The organism is Polaribacter sp. MED152 (assembly GCF_000152945.2).
Taxonomy (GTDB): Bacteria; Bacteroidota; Bacteroidia; order Flavobacteriales; family Flavobacteriaceae; genus Polaribacter.
This window is the reverse complement of record NC_020830.1, coordinates 767,719-790,232: the sequence shown is the minus strand read 5'-3', so window position 1 is coordinate 790,232 and position 22,514 is coordinate 767,719. Positions and strand designations below refer to the sequence as shown.

Sequence of the window (22,514 nt, the reverse complement as noted above, 5' to 3'; positions counted from 1 at the left end):
TTTATTTCTTTGTTAAAATATAATCAGCAAAATAATTATTACTATCTGTAAGTTTATTAGAAATTTGTAAAGAGGTATTTTCTAGTAAATTTTCTAAAATTTGATTGTTGTATTTTCTAGAATCTTCAGTATGTATTTTTTCATTGGCTTCAAATAAAAAGCTTTTTTGTAAACTTTTAATCTCTACTTCTTGCTTTTCTTTACTCACTAAAAAACTTCTAGCTATACCTTCATCTTCAGTATAAGTGGCTAAATGTTCAAATTTATTGATATTAAAATTGGCTTCTAATTCTGAGTTTATTCTAGTTAATAAATTTAGGTTAAAGCTTTTGGTAACTCCTGCATCATCACTGTAAGCAGGGAGTACAATATCTTCACTTTTAATTAAATCAGCTCCTAAAAGTATCACATCATCTTTATGAATAGAATTCCCTAATTTTTCTAAGAATTGTTTTGCTTCATCATCAGACATGTTTCCAATATTAGAGCCAAGAAATAGAATAATCTTTTTGTTTTTATGCGATTTTAAATCGTCTAATACATGAAAATAATCACCTTGCTTTGTTTCTACTTCTAAAGAGCTAATTTCTTTAGATAAGCTGCATTTTAAATGATTTAATGCATCTTTAGATATATCAATAGGTAAGTATTTAAATTGATATTCTTTTGAAACAAGATCTTCTAAAAGTAATTTGGTTTTTGTACCATCACCTGCACCTAATTCTATAATATCGAACTTTGAATCTTTACTAATGTTTAAAGCGTTTATAATAGCTGCTGTTTTAGTTTTAAAAATTTCATGCTCTGCTCTGGTTAAATAATATTCTGGCATGTGCATGATTTTTATGAAAATCTTATCGCCTATGGCATCATAAAAATATTTTGAAGGTAATGTTTTAGATGTCTTGCTTAAGCCTTCATTTACATCGTTTTTAAAAGTCTCTTTCATTTATATAGCCAATCTTATTCCTGTAAATTGCCACTGAGTATTTGGGGCAAAAAAGTTTCTGTATGTAATTCTGCTATGATTTTTTGATGTTGCAGTAGATGCGCCTCTTAAAACCATAGTGTTAATCATAAATTTTCCATTGTATTCACCAACTGCACCATCGCTTATTTTAAAATTAGGATAGGGTAAATAGGCAGAATTTGTCCATTCCCATCTTTGACCCCATTTTAAATTTTTAGCCGCTATTTCCCACTCAAATTCGGTTGGTAAACGCATGCCTTTCCAGAATGCAAATGCAGCAGCTTCATAATAAGAAATATGACAGGCAATATCATTATCTTCTAATTTTATTAAGCCAGATAATGAATATTGATACCATTCATTGTTCAATTTTTCCCAATATAAAGGATGTGTAATTGTATTTTCTTGTAACCAATGCCAACCATCATCTAACCAATATTTGGCCTTTTCATAACCTCCATCTTTAATAAATTCTAAATATTCTTTGTTGGTTACCAAAGCTTTAGAGATTTTAAAAGGCTCTAAAAAAACACGATGTTTACCCAATTCATTATCAAAACAAAAGTCACTATTTTGATGTCCTATTTCATATATGCCTGATTCTACAGCTAACCAACCATCTTCAGAGTTTAAACCGCTTACATAATTTTCTTTGCGATAAACAAGATTTAATGGATTTCTAGAAAATGTATATTTTAAATCTGATAAAAATAATTCTTGATGTTGTTGTTCATGATGTAAGCCAAGAGTAGTTAGTGTATTTACTTCTTTAATTTCTTTAGTAAGTAAAGTCAACATTTTTTCATCTACGTACTTTCTGTAATTGAGTACTTCTTTTACAGAAGGTCTTGTAAGCAAGCCTCTTTCATGTCTTGCAATTCTTTTACCTATTGTGTTGTAATAGCTATTGAAAAGGTAAGAGAAGTCTTTATTAAAAAGAGAATAATCTTCATCATACTTTAGTAAAATCATTTGCTCAAAAAACCAGGTAGTGTGTGCTATATGCCATTTTGGAGGGCTTGCAAAAGCTGCAGATTGTGGTGTAAAATCTTCTATTTCTAAAAAGCTACAGAGGTATTCTGTATGATTGCGAACACGCTTATAATTCTCAATTATATTTATCATCCGACTCAAAAATAATTATAATAAAAGAATTTTGGTGTACTTTATTAGAAAAATAAATAACGCAAAAGAGAAACTTAAGATTGATTAATTTGGTGTTCAATCTGACTTAATAAATCGTCAGGATCAAAAGGTTTAAAGATAAAGCCATTCATTCCACTTTTATTAATTCTGTCTTTAACTTGCATAAATACAGAGGCAGATAAGGCTATTATTGGTATTGTTTTATTAAATTTTCTTATTTCTGTAGAAGCAGTATAACCATCCATGATTGGCATTTGAATATCCATAAGCACCAAATCGTACTTATTCTTTTTTACCATTTTTACAGCTTCTAATCCGTTTAAAGCAGTTTCTACAACCAAGTTTTCTTTTTCTAAAATCTGCTTACAGACCATAATATTTATCTGGTTATCTTCAACTAAAAGAATTTTATTTTGGTTAAAATTATAAGTGTTTACTTTATTACTTTCTTTAAGATCATTATTCGTAGCTATATTCGTCTTTATTTCAAAGTGAAATCTACTTCCTTTACCAACTTCACTATCAATATGAATTTTAGAACCCATAGCTTCCACAATATTTTTTACAATGGGTAAACCTAAGCCTGTACCTCCATATAAACGATTTGTGCTTGCAGATGCTTGTGTAAACGCCTCCCAAATTGTGTCATGTTTATCTTTTGGTATACCAATACCTGTATCTATAACTTCTGTTATTATTTTAACCTGATTATCATCAATAAGTTCTTTTGTAATTCTAACAGTTACAGAGCCTTTATTGGTGAATTTAATTGCATTGGTTACCAAATTATTAATTACTTGATTGTACCTTACAATGTCTAACCAAATCACAGGTATTTTATCATCTATAAAAAGATTCATGGTAATCTTTTTCTGTATACAATTCGTTTCGTGTATTTTTTTTATCTGCTTTAAAGCTGATGTTAAATCTGTAGGTACATGATCTAAGTTGATATTAGAGGATTGCATTTTACTTAAATCTAAAACATTGTTTAATAGATTTAATAGTATTTTTCCTGAATAATTTAGGGCTTCTATATTTTGTTTTTGGTCTTCTCTTGGATTGTTTTCTCCCAAAATATGCGATAATCCAATAACTGCATTTAAAGGAGTTCTAATTTCATGACTAACAGTACTAAGAAAATTTGTTTTGGCATTTGATGCATCTATGGCTGCTTGTTTTTTACTATGTACTAATTGACTAAAACCTGAAACCAAATAAATATAGTACCCTAATTGAAAAGACACTAAAATAAGCGTTGTTAAAATAGAAATGGGGTAAATAACAGTATCTATAATGTCTGGATTTACAGAACTGTTTTTTAATAATTCAAAATCAGTAAAATATAAAATAATCCACAAAGTTACAGGTAAAATAGAAAAAGCAATAACCATTTCTTTTTCTCTTCTATAGCTAAAAATTATGAAGGAGAGACCAATGGCATACATTAAAATAAGTTCGAAACTTGCACCTCTGCCAAAATAGGATGCTATTACAGCAACACTTAAATTAAAAGATATTATAAATATTAATCTTGCAAAGGCTGGTTTTATTTTTGTAATGCTGGCTGCAAATAAATAAACTGCAGCTAGGAAAATCAAAAATAAAGAAATACCTAAACCTTGTATATAATAACAAAAGGCAGCAAAAGCCAAAGATGATATCATACCAACATTACACATGGTATATATCATATTTACTCTTCTTGCAGAAGTTTTATGGCCTTTATAATTATACATCTTTTGTAAACTTTTCAATTTCTGATAATAAATCTTCTGGATTAAATGGTTTAAACACATAGCCATTCATACCACAAGCTTCTACTTTATCTTTTATCTCCATAAAAACAGCTGCAGATAAAGCTAAAATAGGGGTAGAACTATTGAATTTTCTAATTTCTTCTGTGGCTTCATAACCATTTAATATTGGCATTTGAATATCCATAAGCACAATATCAAAATCTTCTTCTTTCATTTTATTTACAGCTTGTTGCCCATCATTAGCAGTAGAAACAGTTAGTTTCGATTTTTCTAAAATCTGTTTACCAACCATTACATTTATCAAATTGTCATCTACAAGCAGTACTTTTTTACCTTTAAAATCAAATTCCTTTTTGTTAGCAGTAGCATCTAATTCCGTTTCTTTTGCGATACCTAGTTTTAAGTCAAAAATAAATCTACTTCCTTTACCTACTTTACTAAAAATTTTAACCTTAGAATCCATAGCATTTAAAATGCTCTTTACAATTGGTAATCCTAAACCTGTTCCTCCGTAAATTCTAGTAGTAGAGCTAGAAGCTTGGGTAAATGCTTCCCAAATACTCTCGTGTTTTGTTTTAGGTATACCAATACCTGTATCTCTAACTTCTACATGCAACAAAACTTGCTCATCAATAATTTTCTTTTTCTTGATGATTAAGGTTACTTTTCCTTTATCCGTAAATTTTACAGCATTAGAAACCAAGTTGTTCAAAACTTGATTAAATCTTACCACATCTATAATAACTACAGGTAAATTATCGTCAATTTTAAGGTCTAATTTTATGTTTTTTCTTTGGCAAGAAGGTTCATGAATCTTTTTGAGCTGTTTTACAGCATTATCAATTTTGGTAGGAATATGATCTAATTGAATTTCTGTTGATTGCATTTTGCTAAAATCTAAAACGTTGTTTAGTAGATTTAGTAATAGTTTACCAGAATAATTTAAAGCCTCAATATTCTCTTTTTGATCTTCTCTAGGATCACTTTCATTTAAAATATGAGATAAACCAATAACCGCATTTAAAGGAGTTCTAATTTCATGACTCATAGTGCTAAGAAATTTAGATTTTGCTTCAGAAGCTTCTAAAGCATATTTTCTCTTAGAGTAAATTTTTGCATAATGTTTAATATTGATTTGAGAGAAATAAAGCATTTGTATAAAAACAAAACCTACCAATGTTATGCAAGAAACAGGGTAGATAAAACTTGCAGCGATTGCTGGATCTAAATGTTCTGAATTAAAAAGATTAAAATTTGTTGCATTAAGTATGGCCCATAAAACCGCAGAAAATATCGAGAAAATGTAAACGAAATGTCTTTCGTTTCTAAAAGAAAACATCATAAAAGGCAATGCAATTGCATTCATGAATAAGTATTCTACGCTACCAGGTTTGCCTATATAAGATGAGGTAATGGCTATACCTATATTTATGAAAATAAAAAATATAATTCTAGAGGCAGTTAGAAATTGTTTTCTTGCCAATATTGCTGAGGCTGCATACGCAAAAGCACTTAGTAGATGGTAATAAGCTAAGTATTCTAAATCTAAATACAACCCAAAAAAGAAACCAAGCACTCCAAAAATAGAGGCAAAGAAGCTTAATTTGTAAATATTACGAATAAGTCGTTTGGATTGTATTTTTTTTCTTGCGGTTGGCATTAATTGTATTTACTAAACGTAATCTAAAGGCTTACATTTAGAAGGTTGGGTTGTTTAAATTTAACAAAAAAAATCAAATAGTACTATTATTTTTTCTGTTTGTTAGTTTATACTGTAGATGATGCAAAATTTTAATTTATTTATTTTAAGTTGATATGGCTTTTTTAATGTTTTGTAAAAGTTCTTTAGGTACAAATGGTTTACGAATGGTATAGCTAATATTTTGATTTTTAAAATCTTCTAAATCATAACTATTAGATGCTGTTATAATAATTATTGGTATGTCTTTGTCTAATTTTCGAATATTTGCAATTGCTTTTTCTCCACTCATTACAGGCATATTTAGGTCCATAATAATTAGATCGTACTTTTTGGCTTTGGTTGCTTCTACTGCTTCTAAACCATTATAGGCTTCATCTATAATTGCATTTTCTTTTTCCAAAATCTTTTTAAGAACAAGAATGTTAATTTTGTTATCATCTGTAACCAATATTTTCTTGTTGGCTAATTCTTGTATAACTGTTATTTCTTCTTTTTTAACTTTTGCTATGTTTCTTATTCTTAGTTTACTTGTTTTCGCAATGTTAGCAGTAAGTTCAAAATAGAAATGAGATCCTTTGTTAGGTTCACTTTTTAACTGAATATCACTACCCATGCTTCTTACAATATTTTTAACAATAGGTAAGCCTAAACCAGAACCACCATACAATCTAGCAGTTGAATTTGACGCTTGTGTAAAGTTTTGCCAAATCACGTCTATTTTATCTTTAGAAATTCCTATTCCAGTATCAATAACATTCGTGCTAAAGACAATTTTATTTTTGTTTTTTCTAAGAATCTTTATTTCTAAAATAATTTCACCTTCGTTGGTAAACTTTACAGCATTAGAAACCAAATTATTTAATATTTGCTGATACCTGACATGATCTATTAAAATAGTGGGAAAGTTAGCATCGATTTTTGCAATAAGATTTACATTTTTTTGTGAGCAAGCTGTTTTATGAATCTGAATAACATTTTCAATTAAGGTGTTTAAATTGGTTTCCCTATTTTTAATACTCACCTTTTTAGATTCGAGTGTATTTATGTTAATCACGTTTGTAAATAGTTCTAACAAACTAATTCCTGATGAGTTTAAAGATTTTAAATATTCTTCTTGATCTTTTCTAGGATTGTTATCTTTCAAAACATGTGTCAACCCAATTATTGAATTTAAAGGTTCTCTTATTTCTTCGTTAATGGCATTTAGAAAGATATTCTTAAGTTTTAATATTTTTAGAGCTTCATTCTTTTTCTCGTTTACAATTCTGGTATATCTCTCATTTTTTTGCGCGAATGATATTAAAGTAGATGATAAAAAAATGAAGTTACCCAAAAACGTAATGGGGTAGAAGTATGTAGAGGCGTTTTCGGTATCAATTTCTGCAATGTTTATTCCAAAATAATTCCAAGAAATTAGAAAAATCCATGCTACAGTTGTTAAAGAGAAAAAGGTGATAATATGAACTTTCTCCTTTCTAAATGAATAGAGCAGTGTAATCAGTAGAAAGTAAAATCCGTAGAAAATATCAAACATACCCTCTTTACCAATTAAGGGTGTACATACAATTACTGTAATAAAATAATCGATTACAAAAATTAATCTTGCAATTCTTGGTTTACGATACAAGAAGTACAAAGACGCAAAACAAAGTGCAACACAGATGGTGAATAAGAAGCGCAGGTAATAACTGTCTATATAAAAACTAACTAGCCAAAATGAACTTGCAATAGCTGTACCTATGTATAAGTAAGCTTTAAGTAAATCGAATCTTCTTGTAGATATTTTAGCTCCTAAAATATTATTCATAACCAATATTGTTTTTTAAGAGTTCAATAAGATTATTTGGTTTAAAAGGTTTAATAATTAAACCATTTAAGCCATAAAACTCTAATTCTTCTTTGATGTCATCTAGCACTGAGCCAGACATTGCAAAAATTGGAGTATTTGTGTTGAATTTTCTAATTTCTTCTGTTGCCTTATAACCATTTAAATTTGGCATATGAATATCCATCAATACCATATCAAAATCATTAGCCTTCATTTTATCTACTGCTTCTAGACCATCATTTGCAGATTCTATTAAAAGTTCTTCTTGCTCTAAAAACTTTTGAGTAACCATGATGTTTAACTTATTATCATCTACAATTAATAATTTTTTACCAGCAATTTTTAGCTTATTTTCTTCTTTTAATGATTCATTTTTATTTGTTGCTAAAGAAGCTTTTTCTAGTTCAAGTGTAAATTGAAAAAGGCTACCTAAACCTAGTTTACTTTTTATGAATAGCTTACTATTCATAAGTTCTAAAATGTGCTTTACAATAGGTAATCCTAAACCGATTTTATTATCATTTTTAAATAAGGAATAGATGTAATCATTCTTATCTAAAATTAATTGCTGTTTGGTATTTGATATTCCAGCTCCTGTATCCTTTACAATAAACTCTATCTCAGAAGTGGTTGGGTTCGATTTTTTTTCTTTAACCGTTAAAGAAATTAGCCCAGTTTTTGTGAATTTAATAGCATTAGAAAGTAGGTTGTCTATAACTCTATTTAGCTTATTCACATCTATATGAACATCAGGAATATTATCGTCTAAATTGAGCTCAAAAAGTATTCCTTTATTCTCACATTCTACTTCGTGATGAATTACAATATCTTTTATTACATCTTGAATGGTGCATGATGCTATTTCTAACTCAATCATATCACCTTGATATTTGCTAAACTCCAAATAATTATTTAGCATATTCATAAGGCTTTTACCTGAATATTCTATAGAGTTAATATAATCGATTTGATGCTCTTCTGGATTTTCTGTTTTAAGAATATAAGACAAGCCATTTATTGCATTTAAAGGAGTTCTAATTTCATGGCTCATGGTATTTAAAAAATTCGTTTTTTCTTCAGCATCTTGTGATGCTTGAACTTGAATTTCTTTAATATTTTGATAAAATTCGTAATTTAAACGATGATAGTTGTACAGTTGTATCACTACAGATAACAACAAGCAAATCATTACATCTAGGTAAATAACATTTCTTTCTGCTGCAGTTAATTGCGCTATTCCAGGAATGGTAAAATTGATTAAATAAAGAGTGAGCCAAATACCCAAGGTTATTGCAGCAAAGAAGTAGATGTACCATTTTTCTTTTTCATAAGAAAACATTCCGAAAACCATACCCACAATTACTAAAAGAAATATTTCTACGCAACCACTAGCACCATAAACCAAAGAATAGAAAAAGACACCTAAATAAAGGGTAACTAGTAAAACTAACCTCGGAATTAATGTGTTCTTAAGTTTGGTTAGAAATACTACTGAAAATGAAGCAGCACTAAATAACAGCAAGTAATTTCTGTAGGTTGTAATTCCTGTGATATAACAAAATATAAATCCGTTAAGGAAAATCAACGAGAAAAGTACAGCCGTTCTTGCTGTTGCTTTTCGAAAAGAAACTGAAAGTTTATTCGACATAATCTGGGGGAGGTATCATGTTCTTAATTAAAAGTTACCACAATATAAGTATTTCTTGGTGATATTAACAAAAAAAACTCCTTAAATCATTGATTTAAGGAGTTTTTTAGTATAGGTTTAGATGTTCTTATTTCACATCCATCAATTCTACATCGAATATTAATGTTGCGTTTGGAGGTATTACACCACCTGCACCTTGAGCACCATAAGCTAAATTAGATGGTATTACAAAACGAGCTTTGTCACCCACTTTTAATAATTGAATTCCTTCATCCCAACCAGAAATTACTTGCCCAACTCCTACATTAAAGTCAATTGGTTGTTTTCTTTTGTAAGAAGAATCGAATACAGTACCATCTAGTAATTGACCTTTATAATGTACAGAAACACCAGCACCTTTTGTAGCTTGTTTACCATTTCCATTTTGTAATATTTTATAACGTAAACCACTTGCAGTTTCATCATAGCCAGCTGCTACAGAATCTAACAATTCTTTTTGTTTTGCTTTTTCTTCTGCTTCTCTTTTTTCTCTTGCACCTTCAAAAGTTCTAAAAGCTTCTATTGCATTAAAGTTTGTTGCTTCTTCACCAACTCTAACAATTTCTACAGTCATTTCATCTCCTTGTGCAACAGCATCTACAATATCTTGCCCTTCAACAACAGAACCAAATACAGTATGTTTACCATCTAACCATGGAGTAGGAACGTGTGTGATATAAAATTGGCTACCATTAGTTGCTGGCCCAGAATTTGCCATAGCTAATTTACCAGGAGCATCGTGTTTTAAATCTGGGTGAAATTCATCATCAAATTTATAACCAGGATTACCTGTACCTGTTCCTTGAGGACAACCACCTTGTATCATAAAATCTGAAATTACTCTATGAAATTTTAAACCATCGTAATAAGGAGTTCCTTGTGGCTTTGCAGCATTCTCCATATTACCTTCTGTTAAGGCAACAAAATTACCTACAGTTCCAGGTGCTTTTTCGTGCTCTAATTGTACTAATATTTCACCTTTAGGTGTTTTAAACTTTGCGTAAATTCCGTTATTCATTGTTACTTGTTTAATCGTTTTTATTTTTTTGCATTTAAAATTGATAAGCCATAAGCTAAACCAATATTTATGTTTGTTGAGTTTACATTTCCAAATGGAGACCACATTTGTCCTCCAGAAACATGAAATGATAAATCATTATTTACATGATAGTTTATACCAGCAGTTGGTCTTACTAAAATACCTTCTCCAGAATCTACACGTCCACCACCTGCAACACCTGCAGACATTTCTAAAAAGGTAGAGACTTTTTCGTTAAAGAATTTATTACTTTTTACACCCAAACCAAATACTCCATGAGCATATCCTCCAGATTCGCCTTCGTAAGCAAATGAAGCTTCACCTGCTAAATAAAATCTTTTGTTAATGTCGTATAAAATTTTAATACCTATTAACTGTAAGTCGCTATCTGGAATTCCGAATTTAGCAACATCAAAATAAGTTTGATTTTGGGCTATAATTTGGATGCCCTGTGCTCTAATTGTTTTAGCACGTTCGTTTGTAAAAGGATCTGTAACACCACCACTTAAGCCATAGTATTTTAAACTAAAGCCAGCAGTATATGCTTGAAAACTAGCAACACCACCTATAGATCTGTGATATCCACCATGAACGCTTAAACCAAACTTGTCTGTAATTCTTATATCTGCACCTGCATTTGGGTAAGCAGTTAAACCACCTTCAGGAAAAATTCTACCTCCAGCAGCTCCAATACCCATTTTTGCAAAGAAATTTACATACTTTGTTTCTATAAAGTTTTTTCCAACTCCAAAAAACAAATCCATAAAACCAGCTGTTAAACCTGAATACATTGCATCTACATGTGCGTAGATAAAAGTATCATCAGTTAAATATCTCTGATATTCAAACCCTAATATAGATAAAGTATTATCTATTTGCTGATATCTTGGGTTAGTGCTTGCATCTGTTCTTGAATTACCAACAGGAAAGAAATAATCAAAAGTAATTTGCTGAACGCTTTTAACTGCAGGTTTTTGCCAAAATTCATCTTCTTCTAAACCATCTACAGTATATGTTTTGTGAGAATTTGCGTAAGAACTAGTTCTAATAGTTGTCGGAATTTCTATAAAGAAAGATACATTATCACTTTTTTGAATTCCTGTAAAAAAGTTTACATATCCATATTGAACTCCGAAAGAAAATTTATCAGTTTTGTATTGTAAACCAGCATTAGGATAAATAATTCCACCACCATTTACTAAACTTCTATAACCACCACCACCACCAAAGTGAACGCTAGCATCAAAATAAAGATTTTTATACAAAGGAAAATTTACCCCTAAGTTTACACCTAAAGTAAACAATCCACCTTGATCTCCTGTAATAGCAGTATGAAAACCTGCACCAGTATATAACCAATCGTTTAAAGGAATGTTATAGTTTAACCCAACAAAACCCATTGTAGGTTCTAATGCGTAGCTAACTTTATCTACAGGTTGATTAACTAAAATGTAATTTAAACGAATATTATTATTTAGTTCTTTACCTTGTAAATTAGATAAATTGAATTCTTGTGACTGTCCGTTTAAAGAACTAATAATACATAATATAAATAGCAGTTTTTTCATAAAATATTAGTCTTTAAATTCACTTGTAAAATGCAATTTTACATTCGGAAATTTGCTTTGCGTCATTTGAATGGTGAAAGCTGAATCTGCTAAAAACACCAACTGACCTTGTTTGTCTTTTGCTAGATAACGTTGTTTTACTCTTTTAAATTCTTTAAACTCTTCGCTTTTAGCATCTTTTGGTTCTACCCAACAAGCTTTATGTACACTCAAGTTTTCGTAGGTACATTTTGCTCCATATTCATGTTCTAATCGATATTGAATTACTTCAAATTGCAGAGCACCAACTGTACCAATAACTCTTCTACCATTCATTTCTAGAATAAATAATTGGGCTACACCTTCATCCATCAATTGATCTAAACCTTTATACAATTGTTTAGATTTCATTGGGTCTGCATTATTTACATATCTAAAATGTTCAGGTGAAAAACTAGGTATACCTCTAAAGTTTAAATCTTCTCCTTCAGTTAAGGTATCACCTATTTTAAAGTTTCCTGTATCATGAATACCTACAATATCTCCAGGATAAGACTCATCTACAATTTCTTTCTTTTCTGCAAAAAATGCATTCGGACTAGAAAATTTTACCTTTTTTCCATTTCTAACATGTAAATAAGGAGAGTTTCTTTTAAAAGTTCCAGAAACGACTTTTATAAACGCTAATCTATCTCTGTGCTTAGGATCCATGTTTGCATGAATTTTAAACACAAAACCAGTCATTTTATTTTCTTTAGAGTCTACTAAACGTTCTTCTGCTTTTTTAGGTTGAGGAGAAGGTGCAATTTCTATAAATGCATCTAACAACTCTTTAACACCAAAATTATTTAAGGCAGAACCAAAGAAAACTGGTTGCAATTCTCCTTTTAAATATTCTTCCTGATTAAATTCAGGATAAACTTCACTAATCAGTTCAATTTCCTCACGAAGCTTATTTGCAGCATTTTCACCAACGGCTTTATCTAAATCTGGATTCGATAAATCATCAAACTCAATTCCTTCAGAAATGGTTTGTTTGTTATCACCAGAAAATAAGTTTAATTTTTTTTCCCAAATGTTGTAAATCCCTTTAAAATCATAACCCATTCCTATTGGGAAACTCATTGGTGTTACTCGTAAACCTAATTTTTGTTCAACTTCGTCTAATAAATCAAAAGCATCTTTTCCTTCTCTATCCAACTTGTTGATAAAAACCAACATTGGTATGCTTCTCATTCTACATACTTCAACTAATTTTTCGGTTTGCGGCTCAACACCTTTTGCAACATCAATAACTACAATTACACTATCTACAGCAGTTAGCGTTCTAAAAGTATCTTCTGCAAAATCTTTGTGACCAGGAGTATCTAATATGTTTATTTTTTTGTCTTTATAGATAAAAGCAAGAACAGATGTGGCAACAGATATACCTCTTTGGCGCTCAATCTCCATAAAATCTGAAGTAGCACCTTTTTTAATTTTATTATTTTTTACAGCACCTGCTTCTTGAATAGCACCCCCAAATAAAAGTAACTTTTCTGTTAAGGTAGTTTTACCAGCATCTGGATGCGAAATTATACCAAATGTTCTTCTACGTGCTATCTCCTTTAAAAAACTCATTTACAAAATTTGAGGTGCAAAGATACATTTTACAAAGTCAATTGTCAATGATAAGTATTTCAAATGTATTGTATGTTTAATTTTATATCTTTGGCCGATTTTATAAGCTAAAACACATGAAAAAAGTATTTTTATTTGCCTTTTTGTTTTTAAGTATTGCATCAATAAATGCTCAAAATAAATTGATTAAAGAGCGATTTATTAAAATGCAACAAGCCTTGTTAGATAAAGAATTTGAAAAATCATTAGAATTTACAGCAGAAGAGCTTTTTGAGATTGTACCAAAAGAACAATTAGTATCAGTAATGGAGGCTACCTTTAACAATCCTAAAATGCAAATTGATTCTGATCTTCCAAAGGTTTTAGATATTTCAGATGTTTTTCAGGTAAAGAACAAGTTTTATGCTATTCTAAAGATTACAGGTAATCAAAGAATTAGAGTTTTAGGAGATGATAACAAGGCTTTAGGTTTAGATGATAGATTATTGTATGCTCTGAAATTAAATTTTGAGCAGCAATATGGAAGTGAAAACGTTAAGTTTGATGAGAAAACTAAATTTTTTAATGTAATAGTTAATCAAACTATTGTAAGTATTTCTTATGATGGAGAAACGGATTGGAAATATTTAGCCATCGATAATTTAAAGCTTGAAATTATAAGTAAATTACTGCCTCAAGAAGTTTTAAATAAAGTAATCGAAAACGACTAATCTAAAATTTCAATGGTCATTGGAATATCATCTACAGGCCATTCATCTACACCCACTTTTACTTTAGATATTTTATCTAAGGTGTCAAAGCCAGAGATAACTTCTCCAAAAACAGTGTGTTCATTATCTAAATGATGTGCACCATTTCTTTTGTGCACCATGTAAAATTCGAATGGACTAGAGAGTTTGTTTGGATTATTTTCCCATTGTCTAGCAGCAGCTAAGGCCCCATATTTGTGCTTTCTATGTTTGCGAAATTCTGGTTCAAGCAAATAGTTACCATATTTTCTTCGCTGTTTTTGCGTGTACAAATTGTCTGAATTACCTCCTTGAATTACAAAGTTTTTGGCAACTCTATAAATTACAGTGGTATTAAAGTATTTGATTTTTGTTAGAAAAATAAAATTGGCTCTATGAATGGGTACATCTTCATACAAGCGCAGTTTTATATCGCCAAACTTGGTTTTAATAATAACTTTAGTTTCTGGATTCTCTTTGCCATATGCTGTTAAAAAAGCTTCAGCATTAAATCTATTTAGGCTGTCCCAAGCTTTGACGACTTTTTCTTCTTCTTTCTTTTTTATTTTAACCTGCTTTTTTTCTTCTAACTTGTTTTTCTGTTTAGGAGCTGAGTTGCACTGATATAAGAAAATGGCAAATGCAATTAAAGAAAGTCTAAAAATAAATTTCAATTTGTTTGAATTTGAAGAATCAGCTTCAAATATAAATCATCAAAATAAAAGAATAGAAATATTTGATGATTTTATAAAAAGTTTAGTTTTTTAAGGATTATGATTGCAGTATATTTGTAACATATGGAAGAACAAGTGATTTTAGTTGATAAAGACGACAATCAAATTGGCACAATGCCCAAAATGGAAGCCCATGAAAAAGCCCTTTTACATAGAGCGTTTTCAGTATTTGTATTTAATGAAAAAGGTGAGTTAATGTTGCAACAAAGGGCAGCACATAAATACCATTCGCCTTTGTTATGGACCAATACCTGCTGCTCTCATCAAAGAGTAGGAGAGAGCAATGTTGAAGCTGGTAGAAGAAGATTACAAGAAGAAATGGGTTTTACAACAGAATTAAAAGAAGTGTTTTCATTTATTTATAAGGCGCCTTTTGATAATGGTTTAACCGAACACGAATTAGATCATGTGTTAATTGGTAAATATGAAGATAAACCAGTTATTAACGAAGATGAGGTTGCAGCTTATAAATGGATGCAATTAGAGGATGTTAAGAGTGAAATTGAGCAAAACCCTGAGATTTATACTGAGTGGTTTAAAATAATTTTTAAAGAATCTTATAAAAGACTAACTAATGCCTAAAGTTACAGTTCACAGAAAAGCACATTTTAATGCTGCACATCGTTTATACAGAAAAGATTGGTCTGATGAGAAAAATTTTGATGTTTTTAATAAGTGTAGCAATCCTAACTTTCATGGGCATAATTATGAATTAATTGTTTCTTTAACTGGAGAAATTAATAAAGAAACAGGCTACGTTTATGATTTAGGAATTCTGAAAAACCTTATTAAATCTGAAATTGAAGAATGTTTTGATCATAAAAATTTGAATGTTGAAGTTCCAGAATTTCAAGAATTAAATCCGACAGCAGAAAACATCTGTGTTGTAACTTATGATAAGCTTAGAAAGCATTTACCAACTGACTTAGAGCTGAAGATTACACTTTACGAAACGCCTAGAAATTTTGTGAGTTATTCTGGTGAATAAATAATTTTACTTTCTAATACCCGTTCTTCTAAAAGTTTCATTTTCTACTGCATCTTCTAAGTAAGAATAGTTGTAGTAAGTAAAACCTACAAGATTAACTTTGTTATAAAGATTATTTTTTTTCATTTCATTAATGAACTTTTCTTCAATAACATCTAAAGAATGGTAATTTAGGTAACCCTTCATATATTCTACTTCAGAAGAAAAAATAACAGAAACTTCTGGTTTACATTCACAGTTTGCAATAAGTTTTATTAGTTTTTTTACTACTGTAAAACTGTTTTCTGGAGTATTGGCATAACCACTTATTAAAATTCGATCTGTGTGTTTGCTTATTTTATTAATTTCACTAGATTTAAAATTGCCTAAATACGCTTCAGTTTTAATTTTGGTATCACTTTCTTCAGCAAGCAATTCCATTATAGAAAGCGATTCTTTATAGTAGTTGTAACTACCTTCTCTATTACAAGGTATTCCGTTTTTTCTTAAGTAGCTTTCACAATAATATCCTCCTAAATTAGAAGAGTCGTATTTCCAATATTCATATTCTAAATTATAAACATCAAACTTTTCATTAGGGTCTGTTCTACCTGCATTGTAAGGTGCAATTTCATCCACAAAGAACCCTCCACTTTCTCCAGAAGCAGCGATTTCTTTAATTCCATAAAATTTTCTGGCTTTCACCATAAAATCTACAAGAACTGAATTTTTAGTATTATCTGCTAAGTGAAATAGTTTTTTATCAATCTTATCTAATTCATATAAAATTAAACTAGAAAAATTATTTTCTTTAGCAAAGTTGAGTAATTTAATTTCTTTTTTCTCATTACCCAAAATAGATTTAAAACTATCTACGTATAGAATGCGTTCTTGAGAAAATATTGGAATTGATAATGATATCAATAAAAGAAGAAGAATACTTTTTTTAGTGTACATAATGTGGGGGATGTAATTAATTTTTGGCTTGATATATTAATACACATTAATAGATCTAGTTAAAAATAGTCATAATTAACTAAATATCAAAATAATAGGAGATTTTTTTAATTGTGAACCGAAAACTTTTTCGACTTTGCGAAATTTTTAAATGATTAGAAAGTTGATAAAGGTTAGTTTTGACTGTAAGAATAATAGCTTATGGCCTTTTCTAAGTAAGAATAAGTTTGGTAGCTAAAACCATCTAAGTTTAGTTGTTTTCTAAGTTCAAGACTTTTACCATTCATTTCTTTAAACAGTAAAGATTCGCTTTTACCTAAGCTATTATGCTTAAACCAATAACCCATATGATTCATTCTAGTAGAAAGTAAAATAGATGTTTTAATACTACTATTTAAATTCATAATTAATTTTAGGCTTTTTGTGGCTGAATTCATTGCTGTTTTTGGATTTTTACCAAAGCCATGTATAATTACACGATCGCACAACTCGTTAATTACTTTCATTTCTTCTTTAGAAAAATAAGCTAAATAGGCTTCTACCTTAATGTTGTGTTTGTTTTTAGATGATAAAGAATTCAGTTCTTTTAAATTATTTACAAAATATTGAAAAGAGCCAGTTCTTGTACATGCTAAGTTGTTATCTCTCAGGTAATTTTCGCAATAATAGCCATCATCACCAGAAGCATTTTTAGACCAATATTCAAATTCTAAATTGTAGATATCAAATTTTTCAGAGCTTTTAGTTCTAGTATTGTTGTAAGGATCTATTCTATTGGTAAAAAAGGTTGCACTTTCACCAGAAGCACCAATATTTTGAACACTATACTTGGTTTTTGCTTTAGAAATAAACTCTGCTAAAATTCCGTTTTTCGAAGCATCTGTTAAAGACCAACGTTTATCAACCTTGTTTAGTTGATATAATATTAAAGTTTTAAAGTTATTTCGTTTTGCAAAAAGCAATAATTTATCTTCTTTACCAGGGTTGCCTAAAATATTGCTAAAATTATCTACGTATAATGTTCTGTCTGAACCATATAAATTGATGCAGCACAAAAGAATTAAAATAAAAAGTAATCTGTTGCTATTCACTTTACTCCCCAATAAATTAAACATTACAAAAATACGTAAAAAAGAAGTTTATCTAAATTTCAAAATGGAGTATTCATTATTTAAATTAATACTTAATAATTTATAAATTATAAAATCAATTTTTGTTAAAAAAGAAAAAGCCTAAAACTAAGTTTTAGGCTTTTATATATATGCGTTACTTATTACTAGTTCAAAGGTTTTCTACCTGATATTAAATTATATAATACTGCAATAATTGCTACAACTAATAAGATGTGAATTAAATTTCCTGTTGCAATTCCTGGTGCTAGACCTAAAAAGCCTAATAACCAAACAATAATACAAATAACTGCTACTAACCATAATATACTTCTCATAATTTCTGTTTTTTTAGTTCACTTCAAAATTATATTTTTTATATCTTGAAAATTAACGCTATCCATTTTAATATTATCTTTGATGATATTTTATAAGTAGACTATGAATACAATTGCAATGATTCCTGCACGTTATAAAGCGTCTCGTTTTCCAGGTAAATTGATGAAAAACTTAGGTGGTAAATCTGTTATTTTAAGAACCTATGAAGCAGCCTTACAAACAAATTTGTTTGATGATGTTTTTGTAGTTACAGATTCAGATATTATTTACAACACAATTACAGAAGCAAAAGGAAAAGCAATTATGAGCAAAAAAGAGCACGAATGTGGCTCAGACAGAATTGCTGAAGCTGTTTTAGATTTGGATGTAGATATCGTTGTAAATGTGCAAGGAGATGAGCCCTTTATAGATACAGAATCGTTAACTAAATTAATTCAAGTTTTTAAAGAAGATGCTAAGAAACAAGTCGATTTGGCTTCACTAAAAGTTCAAATTACAGAAAAGGAAGATATAGAGAATCCAAATAATGTTAAGGTAATTACCGATGTTAATAATATGGCTATTTACTTTTCTAGAAGCGTTATTCCTTATCATAGAGATGATGCAGTTGATGTAAAATACTTTAAACATAAAGGTGTTTATGCTTTTAGAAAACAAGCGTTAATCGATTTTTATCATACACCAATTACACCTTTGGAAGCTGCTGAAAAAATTGAGGCTATTCGTTACCAAGAAATAGGTAAAAAAATAAAAATGGTAGAAACATCTGTAGAATCTATAGGTATAGATACACCAGAAGATTTAGAAAAAGCTATAAAACTTTTAGAAAATCATGAATAAGAATATTAAAGTTATAGCCTTTGATGCAGATGATACTTTATGGGTTAACGAAACTTATTTTAGAGAGGCAGAAGAAGAATTTGCAAAATTGCTTTCGAAATACGAAACCAAAAATAAAATAGATCAGGAATTATTTAAGAAAGAAATTCAAAATCTTAAATTTTATGGTTATGGTATTAAAGGGTTTGTACTGTCTATGATAGAGTGTGCTTTAGAATTGTCTAACTATAATATTCAACCTAAAACCATAGAAGCTATTGTAAATATTGGTAAGAAGATGTTAGAAAAACCAATTGAACTTTTAGATGGAGTAGAAGAGGTTTTAAAATCTTTGCAAGGCAAATACAAACTAATTGTTGCAACAAAAGGCGATTTACTAGATCAAGAACGTAAGTTAGAAAAATCTAATCTCTTAAAGTATTTTCATCATATAGAAGTGATGAGCGATAAAAAAGAGAAAGATTACACCAAGCTTATTAATCATTTAGATATTCAACCATCAGAATTATTAATGATTGGTAACTCTTTAAAATCTGATGTATTACCACTAATTAAAATTGGTGCATCTGCAATACATATTCCTTTTCATACAACTTGGATGCATGAAGAAGTAACAGAACAAGAAAAACAAAACGAAACTTATAAAACATTGGCAAGTATTAAAGAATTGCCATCACTTTTATGAAATATTTAGACGTTGATACTTGGAACAGAAAACAGCATTATACTCATTTTAAAAGTTTAGAAAATCCTTCTTTTGCAGTTACCGTAAATGTAGACGTAACCAAGGTTTATAAAAAAGCGCAAAAAGAAGAACACCCTTTCTTTGTATTGTATTTGCATGCTTGCTTAAAAGCATTAAACTCAGTTGAAAATTTTAGATACAGAATTCATGATGATAAAATCGCTATTTATGATGTAATTCATGCATCTGCAACTATAGCTAGGAAAGATAATACTTTCGGATTTTCATTTATCAATTTCGAAGAAGATTTTTATCTTTTTAATGAAAATTTTAAAAAAGAAAAAAAACGAATATTAAACTCAACAGACTTATTTCCTCCAATAAATTCAGACGATTGCATGTATTGCTCTGCATTGCCTTGGTTTTCATTCACAGGTCATAAAGAGCCAGTTTCTGGTGTAAAGAATGATAGTATACCTAAACTTGCTTTCGGAAAAACGTTTATAGAAAAAGATCAACTAAAAATGCCAGTGGCAATTACGGTAAATCATGCATTGGTAGATGGTTATCATATTGGGTTATTTTTTGAAGAATTTCAAAGCCAATTAGATAAAAACACCTAAATTTGCACTTTAAATAAAATAAGTAATGGCAAGTATTAAAAACTTAAAGAAAGATATTAATTACGTTTTAGGAGATGTTATTGAATATGCTTTAGATGTATCAACATTAAAAAATGAACCTAAAAAAGGTGATAAAATCATAGATGAAGCAATCGAAACTTTCGATGCTTTAATTGCAAAGGTTCATGCTAAGAATGTTGAAAATAATAAAAAACACTACAAAGAGATTAATCAAGAATTAGAAACTAAGGCAAGAGCTTTGGTAGAAAAGATTAATGCTATTTAAATTAACATTTTTTAAGGAAAATTTTAAGACCAACATTTTTACAAGTGTTGGTTTTTTATTTAAATTTGGTTACAATAAAGTTTTATAATAATCGTTGTATAACTATTAAATCTTTTTACTTATGGCCAGAGCAATGTTTGAATACACTAAAACTATTTTAATGAAAGTAAGTTTTAATTCAGAGTTGTTTTGTAAAGAGTTAGAAAAGTCTTTAAAAAGGTTATTGCCTTACGAAATTAAAGAACTTGCAATTTGGTTAAAACACTTTACAGCAAATAAACCTGAGTTAAACCTTTGTTTGCCTCTAATCGCATAGAAAAAAAGGAAGCAAAATTGCTTCCTTTTTTTGTATTTATTCTTTTCGTTTACGCTTATATTTCCTCATTAATTTTCGGCCAAATTCCATTTCTGCAACTTGTAGCTTCATGATTTTTTTATAGCTAAGTACTTTTTTTACATTAGAGATAAAAGCACTTTGAGATTGATAAATTTTCTTATCTGTTTCTAGTTTTAATTGAATTAGATCTTGTGCTTCTTTTTCTGAGATATTATCTACGCTAGTGTTTTTATCTATTGCGTTTTTAATGGCTGTTCTCATTTTATAACGCAAAGCATTGTGCTCTTTATCGTGCGCATTATAAATTGGCCAAAATTTTTCTGCTTCTGTAGTCGTTAAATTTAATTGCTCTGTTAAATAAGCAATTTTTAACGCTTTAATTTTTTCTCTGCTTTCACTTGGCTTTTGTGCAGACAAAGACCAACTAAAAAATATGCTCAAGCACATTAGGGTTAAAATATTCTTCATCTTTTTTATTTTAATTCGTTTAATAAATAACTATTATCGTCTGTGTTAATGTAATCTTCAATACTTGCATCTTCTATATCTGTAAAGTAAAAAGCATTTTCTTCTAACAGATCGTCTTCTAAAACAGAGGCAATATCTGTAGTGTGTAATGTGTTTGAATCTAACCAGTATTCAATATCAGCATCAGAAAGACTATCTAAACTGGCTGTATTATCTGTGTTAAAATTAAAGGTGTTAAGACCTATAAATAATATTATAGATGCTGCAGCTGCAAAAGGAATAACTTTTAATAATCTATCTTTTAGAGAAATAACTTTTACTTCTTTTTTACCTAATTCAACCTTGGCTAGAATAGTGTCTTCTAAACTATCAAAATAATTATCAGAAACCTTGAAAGGATTTTCTTTAGAAAAACTTTCTTCTGCTAATTTAGCTGAGAATTGATCTTCTATAGCATCAAAATAATTATCTGGAGTAGCAAAAGGGTTTTTATTACCTAAAGTACTTTGAATAAATTGTTCGCTATTTGGTGTTTCGTTTTCCATTATTATTTAGACACTAATTTTTGCTAAAGGTTTAATTTGTAGTTGTTTTAATATAATTTTCTATTTTTTTTACGGCATGAAAATAGGATGATTTTAAGGCTCCTACAGAGGTATCTAAAATTTGTGAAATTTCATCATATTTCATTTCGTCAAAATACTTCATGTTAAAAACAAGCTTTTGTTTTTCTGGTAAAGCTGCTATGGCTTGCTGTAAAATAATTTCTATTTCATCACCATCAAAAAAAACATCACTTTGTAAAGTGCTAGCAACAGATTTGTTATATTCAGTAATATCTACATTTCTTTCCTTGGCTCTTTTGTTAATAAAAGTAATAGCTTCATTGGTTGCAATTCTATACATCCAAGAATAAAGTTTACTGTTATTGTTAAAGCCATCTATATTCTTAAATATTTTTATGAATGTATTTTGAAGAACATCATCTGCATCATCATGACTAATAACAATTTTACGAATATGCCAATACAAACGCTCTTTATACGTAGTTATTAACTTACGAAAAGCAATTTCTTTTGTTTTAGAATTTTGTAATTCTGTTATTAAGGTAAGTTCTTCTGTCAAAAAATACTTTTTCTATT

The 22,514-nt window shown here is 29.2% G+C and carries 24 protein-coding genes; 8 read left to right on the top strand and 16 right to left on the bottom strand.

Translation table 11 applies throughout. The features are described from left to right. Window position 1: 1 nt before the first annotated feature. The 9 genes from MED152_RS03635 to MED152_RS03595 all read right to left on the bottom strand — a co-directional run bounded on the left by MED152_RS03635 (window position 2) and on the right by MED152_RS03595 (window position 13,299). Complete coding sequence (locus MED152_RS03635; protein ID WP_015480504.1) at window positions 2–949, bottom strand: L-histidine N(alpha)-methyltransferase; 948 nt, start codon at window positions 947–949, stop codon at window positions 2–4. Continuing rightward, entirely contained in the window at window positions 950–2,095 is a 1,146-nt protein-coding gene (egtB, locus tag MED152_RS03630) for an ergothioneine biosynthesis protein EgtB (RefSeq protein WP_015480503.1), read from the bottom strand. Between the two features lie 74 nt (window positions 2,096–2,169). After that, window positions 2,170–3,855: a response regulator gene (locus tag MED152_RS03625; RefSeq protein WP_015480502.1), complete on the bottom strand. Its 1,686-nt coding sequence runs from the start codon at window positions 3,853–3,855 to the stop codon at window positions 2,170–2,172. Further along, window positions 3,848–5,536, bottom strand: a complete 1,689-nt coding sequence (locus MED152_RS03620; protein ID WP_015480501.1) for a response regulator — start codon at window positions 5,534–5,536, stop codon at window positions 3,848–3,850. The genes MED152_RS03625 and MED152_RS03620 overlap by 8 nt, the downstream gene beginning before the upstream one ends. A 145-nt stretch (window positions 5,537–5,681) precedes the next feature. Next, on the bottom strand, window positions 5,682–7,385 hold the full coding sequence (locus MED152_RS03615) for a response regulator (RefSeq protein WP_015480500.1): 1,704 nt from the start codon (window positions 7,383–7,385) through the stop codon (window positions 5,682–5,684). After that, window positions 7,378–9,054, bottom strand: a complete 1,677-nt coding sequence (locus MED152_RS03610) for a response regulator (protein ID WP_015480499.1) — start codon at window positions 9,052–9,054, stop codon at window positions 7,378–7,380. Before MED152_RS03610 ends, MED152_RS03615 begins: the two co-directional genes overlap by 8 nt. Window positions 9,055–9,181: 127 nt before the next feature. Beyond that, window positions 9,182–10,111, bottom strand: coding sequence for a peptidylprolyl isomerase (locus MED152_RS03605; protein ID WP_015480498.1), 930 nt, complete (start codon window positions 10,109–10,111; stop codon window positions 9,182–9,184). 20 nt (window positions 10,112–10,131) lie between these two features. Next, window positions 10,132–11,700: a hypothetical protein gene (locus MED152_RS03600; RefSeq protein ID WP_015480497.1), complete on the bottom strand. Its 1,569-nt coding sequence runs from the start codon at window positions 11,698–11,700 to the stop codon at window positions 10,132–10,134. Window positions 11,701–11,706: 6 nt separating this feature from the next. Beyond that, window positions 11,707–13,299 carry a peptide chain release factor 3 gene (locus MED152_RS03595; protein ID WP_015480496.1) on the bottom strand — a complete coding sequence of 531 codons (1,593 nt, stop codon included), beginning with the start codon at window positions 13,297–13,299 and terminating at the stop codon, window positions 11,707–11,709. A 116-nt stretch (window positions 13,300–13,415) separates the two neighbouring features. Here MED152_RS03595 and MED152_RS03590 point away from each other — a divergent pair, with 116 nt between their 5' ends. Beyond that, window positions 13,416–14,009, top strand: coding sequence for a hypothetical protein (locus tag MED152_RS03590; protein ID WP_015480495.1), 594 nt, complete (start codon window positions 13,416–13,418; stop codon window positions 14,007–14,009). On the opposite strand, the gene MED152_RS03585 is transcribed toward MED152_RS03590, so the two are convergent. Next, window positions 14,006–14,701 carry a peptidylprolyl isomerase gene (locus tag MED152_RS03585; protein ID WP_015480494.1) on the bottom strand — a complete coding sequence of 232 codons (696 nt, stop codon included), beginning with the start codon at window positions 14,699–14,701 and terminating at the stop codon, window positions 14,006–14,008. The genes MED152_RS03590 and MED152_RS03585 overlap by 4 nt on opposite strands. Before the next feature lie 123 nt (window positions 14,702–14,824). Here MED152_RS03585 and idi point away from each other — a divergent pair, with 123 nt between their 5' ends. Both idi and MED152_RS03575 read left to right on the top strand, forming a co-directional pair. After that, on the top strand, window positions 14,825–15,343 hold the full coding sequence (gene idi / locus MED152_RS03580) for an isopentenyl-diphosphate Delta-isomerase (protein WP_015480493.1): 519 nt from the start codon (window positions 14,825–14,827) through the stop codon (window positions 15,341–15,343). Beyond that, window positions 15,336–15,749 carry a 6-carboxytetrahydropterin synthase gene (locus MED152_RS03575; RefSeq protein ID WP_015480492.1) on the top strand — a complete coding sequence of 138 codons (414 nt, stop codon included), beginning with the start codon at window positions 15,336–15,338 and terminating at the stop codon, window positions 15,747–15,749. Before idi ends, MED152_RS03575 begins: the two co-directional genes overlap by 8 nt. Before the next feature lie 6 nt (window positions 15,750–15,755). Here the strand turns inward: MED152_RS03575 and MED152_RS13380 are convergent, their stop codons facing one another. The 3 genes from MED152_RS13380 to MED152_RS13665 form a co-directional block, all read right to left on the bottom strand. Continuing rightward, on the bottom strand, window positions 15,756–16,685 hold the full coding sequence (locus tag MED152_RS13380; protein WP_015480491.1) for a hypothetical protein: 930 nt from the start codon (window positions 16,683–16,685) through the stop codon (window positions 15,756–15,758). A gap of 173 nt (window positions 16,686–16,858) precedes the next feature. Then, a complete protein-coding gene (locus tag MED152_RS13375; RefSeq protein WP_187288767.1) occupies window positions 16,859–17,776 on the bottom strand; it encodes a hypothetical protein in 918 nt (305 codons plus the stop codon). A gap of 185 nt (window positions 17,777–17,961) precedes the next feature. Further along, window positions 17,962–18,132: a lmo0937 family membrane protein gene (locus tag MED152_RS13665; RefSeq protein ID WP_015480489.1), complete on the bottom strand. Its 171-nt coding sequence runs from the start codon at window positions 18,130–18,132 to the stop codon at window positions 17,962–17,964. Between the two features lie 103 nt (window positions 18,133–18,235). Here MED152_RS13665 and kdsB point away from each other — a divergent pair, with 103 nt between their 5' ends. The 5 genes from kdsB to MED152_RS03535 all read left to right on the top strand — a co-directional run bounded on the left by kdsB (window position 18,236) and on the right by MED152_RS03535 (window position 20,883). Then, the gene (kdsB, locus tag MED152_RS03555) at window positions 18,236–18,973 is read left to right on the top strand and encodes a 3-deoxy-manno-octulosonate cytidylyltransferase (RefSeq protein ID WP_015480488.1); all 738 of its coding nucleotides are present in this window, start codon (window positions 18,236–18,238) and stop codon (window positions 18,971–18,973) included. After that, complete coding sequence (locus MED152_RS03550) at window positions 18,966–19,658, top strand: HAD family hydrolase (protein ID WP_015480487.1); 693 nt, start codon at window positions 18,966–18,968, stop codon at window positions 19,656–19,658. The genes kdsB and MED152_RS03550 overlap by 8 nt, the downstream gene beginning before the upstream one ends. Next, window positions 19,655–20,281 carry a chloramphenicol acetyltransferase gene (locus tag MED152_RS03545; protein ID WP_015480486.1) on the top strand — a complete coding sequence of 209 codons (627 nt, stop codon included), beginning with the start codon at window positions 19,655–19,657 and terminating at the stop codon, window positions 20,279–20,281. The genes MED152_RS03550 and MED152_RS03545 overlap by 4 nt, the downstream gene beginning before the upstream one ends. A 25-nt stretch (window positions 20,282–20,306) precedes the next feature. Then, window positions 20,307–20,567, top strand: a complete 261-nt coding sequence (locus MED152_RS03540; RefSeq protein ID WP_015480485.1) for a hypothetical protein — start codon at window positions 20,307–20,309, stop codon at window positions 20,565–20,567. 121 nt (window positions 20,568–20,688) lie between these two features. Further along, window positions 20,689–20,883 (top strand): hypothetical protein, encoded by a 195-nt coding sequence (locus tag MED152_RS03535; protein ID WP_015480484.1) that lies wholly within the window; start codon window positions 20,689–20,691, stop codon window positions 20,881–20,883. A gap of 36 nt (window positions 20,884–20,919) precedes the next feature. On the opposite strand, the gene MED152_RS03530 is transcribed toward MED152_RS03535, so the two are convergent. The 3 genes from MED152_RS03530 to MED152_RS03520 are packed head-to-tail and all read right to left on the bottom strand — an operon-like array spanning window position 20,920 to window position 22,497. After that, complete coding sequence (locus MED152_RS03530) at window positions 20,920–21,345, bottom strand: sensor of ECF-type sigma factor (protein ID WP_148284795.1); 426 nt, start codon at window positions 21,343–21,345, stop codon at window positions 20,920–20,922. Between the two features lie 32 nt (window positions 21,346–21,377). Continuing rightward, a complete protein-coding gene (locus tag MED152_RS03525) occupies window positions 21,378–21,917 on the bottom strand; it encodes a hypothetical protein (RefSeq protein WP_015480482.1) in 540 nt (179 codons plus the stop codon). Between the two features lie 31 nt (window positions 21,918–21,948). After that, the gene (locus MED152_RS03520; RefSeq protein ID WP_015480481.1) at window positions 21,949–22,497 is read right to left on the bottom strand and encodes an RNA polymerase sigma factor; all 549 of its coding nucleotides are present in this window, start codon (window positions 22,495–22,497) and stop codon (window positions 21,949–21,951) included. Between the last annotated feature and the right edge of the window lie 17 nt (window positions 22,498–22,514).

Excerpts from the sequence above, each read along its gene's own strand:
- MED152_RS03540 (WP_015480485.1), top strand. The coding sequence starts at position 20,307 with ATGGCAAGTATTAAAAACTTAAAGAAAGATATTAATTACGTTTTAGGA.
- MED152_RS03545 (WP_015480486.1), top strand. The coding sequence starts at position 19,655 with ATGAAATATTTAGACGTTGATACTTGGAACAGAAAACAGCATTATACT.
- MED152_RS03610 (WP_015480499.1), bottom strand. The coding sequence starts at position 9,054 with ATGTCGAATAAACTTTCAGTTTCTTTTCGAAAAGCAACAGCAAGAACG.
- MED152_RS03620 (WP_015480501.1), bottom strand. The coding sequence starts at position 5,536 with ATGCCAACCGCAAGAAAAAAAATACAATCCAAACGACTTATTCGTAAT.
- MED152_RS13380 (WP_015480491.1), bottom strand. The coding sequence starts at position 16,685 with ATGTACACTAAAAAAAGTATTCTTCTTCTTTTATTGATATCATTATCA.
- MED152_RS03605 (WP_015480498.1), bottom strand. The coding sequence starts at position 10,111 with ATGAATAACGGAATTTACGCAAAGTTTAAAACACCTAAAGGTGAAATA.
- MED152_RS13665 (WP_015480489.1), bottom strand. The coding sequence starts at position 18,132 with ATGAGAAGTATATTATGGTTAGTAGCAGTTATTTGTATTATTGTTTGG.
- egtB (WP_015480503.1), bottom strand. The coding sequence starts at position 2,095 with ATGATAAATATAATTGAGAATTATAAGCGTGTTCGCAATCATACAGAA.
- kdsB (WP_015480488.1), top strand. The coding sequence starts at position 18,236 with ATGAATACAATTGCAATGATTCCTGCACGTTATAAAGCGTCTCGTTTT.
- MED152_RS03550 (WP_015480487.1), top strand. The coding sequence starts at position 18,966 with ATGAATAAGAATATTAAAGTTATAGCCTTTGATGCAGATGATACTTTA.
- MED152_RS03525 (WP_015480482.1), bottom strand. The coding sequence starts at position 21,917 with ATGGAAAACGAAACACCAAATAGCGAACAATTTATTCAAAGTACTTTA.
- MED152_RS03590 (WP_015480495.1), top strand. The coding sequence starts at position 13,416 with ATGAAAAAAGTATTTTTATTTGCCTTTTTGTTTTTAAGTATTGCATCA.
- MED152_RS03615 (WP_015480500.1), bottom strand. The coding sequence starts at position 7,385 with ATGAATAATATTTTAGGAGCTAAAATATCTACAAGAAGATTCGATTTA.
- MED152_RS03535 (WP_015480484.1), top strand. The coding sequence starts at position 20,689 with ATGGCCAGAGCAATGTTTGAATACACTAAAACTATTTTAATGAAAGTA.
- MED152_RS03575 (WP_015480492.1), top strand. The coding sequence starts at position 15,336 with ATGCCTAAAGTTACAGTTCACAGAAAAGCACATTTTAATGCTGCACAT.
- MED152_RS03600 (WP_015480497.1), bottom strand. The coding sequence starts at position 11,700 with ATGAAAAAACTGCTATTTATATTATGTATTATTAGTTCTTTAAACGGA.
- MED152_RS03635 (WP_015480504.1), bottom strand. The coding sequence starts at position 949 with ATGAAAGAGACTTTTAAAAACGATGTAAATGAAGGCTTAAGCAAGACA.
- idi (WP_015480493.1), top strand. The coding sequence starts at position 14,825 with ATGGAAGAACAAGTGATTTTAGTTGATAAAGACGACAATCAAATTGGC.
- MED152_RS03595 (WP_015480496.1), bottom strand. The coding sequence starts at position 13,299 with ATGAGTTTTTTAAAGGAGATAGCACGTAGAAGAACATTTGGTATAATT.
- MED152_RS03625 (WP_015480502.1), bottom strand. The coding sequence starts at position 3,855 with ATGTATAATTATAAAGGCCATAAAACTTCTGCAAGAAGAGTAAATATG.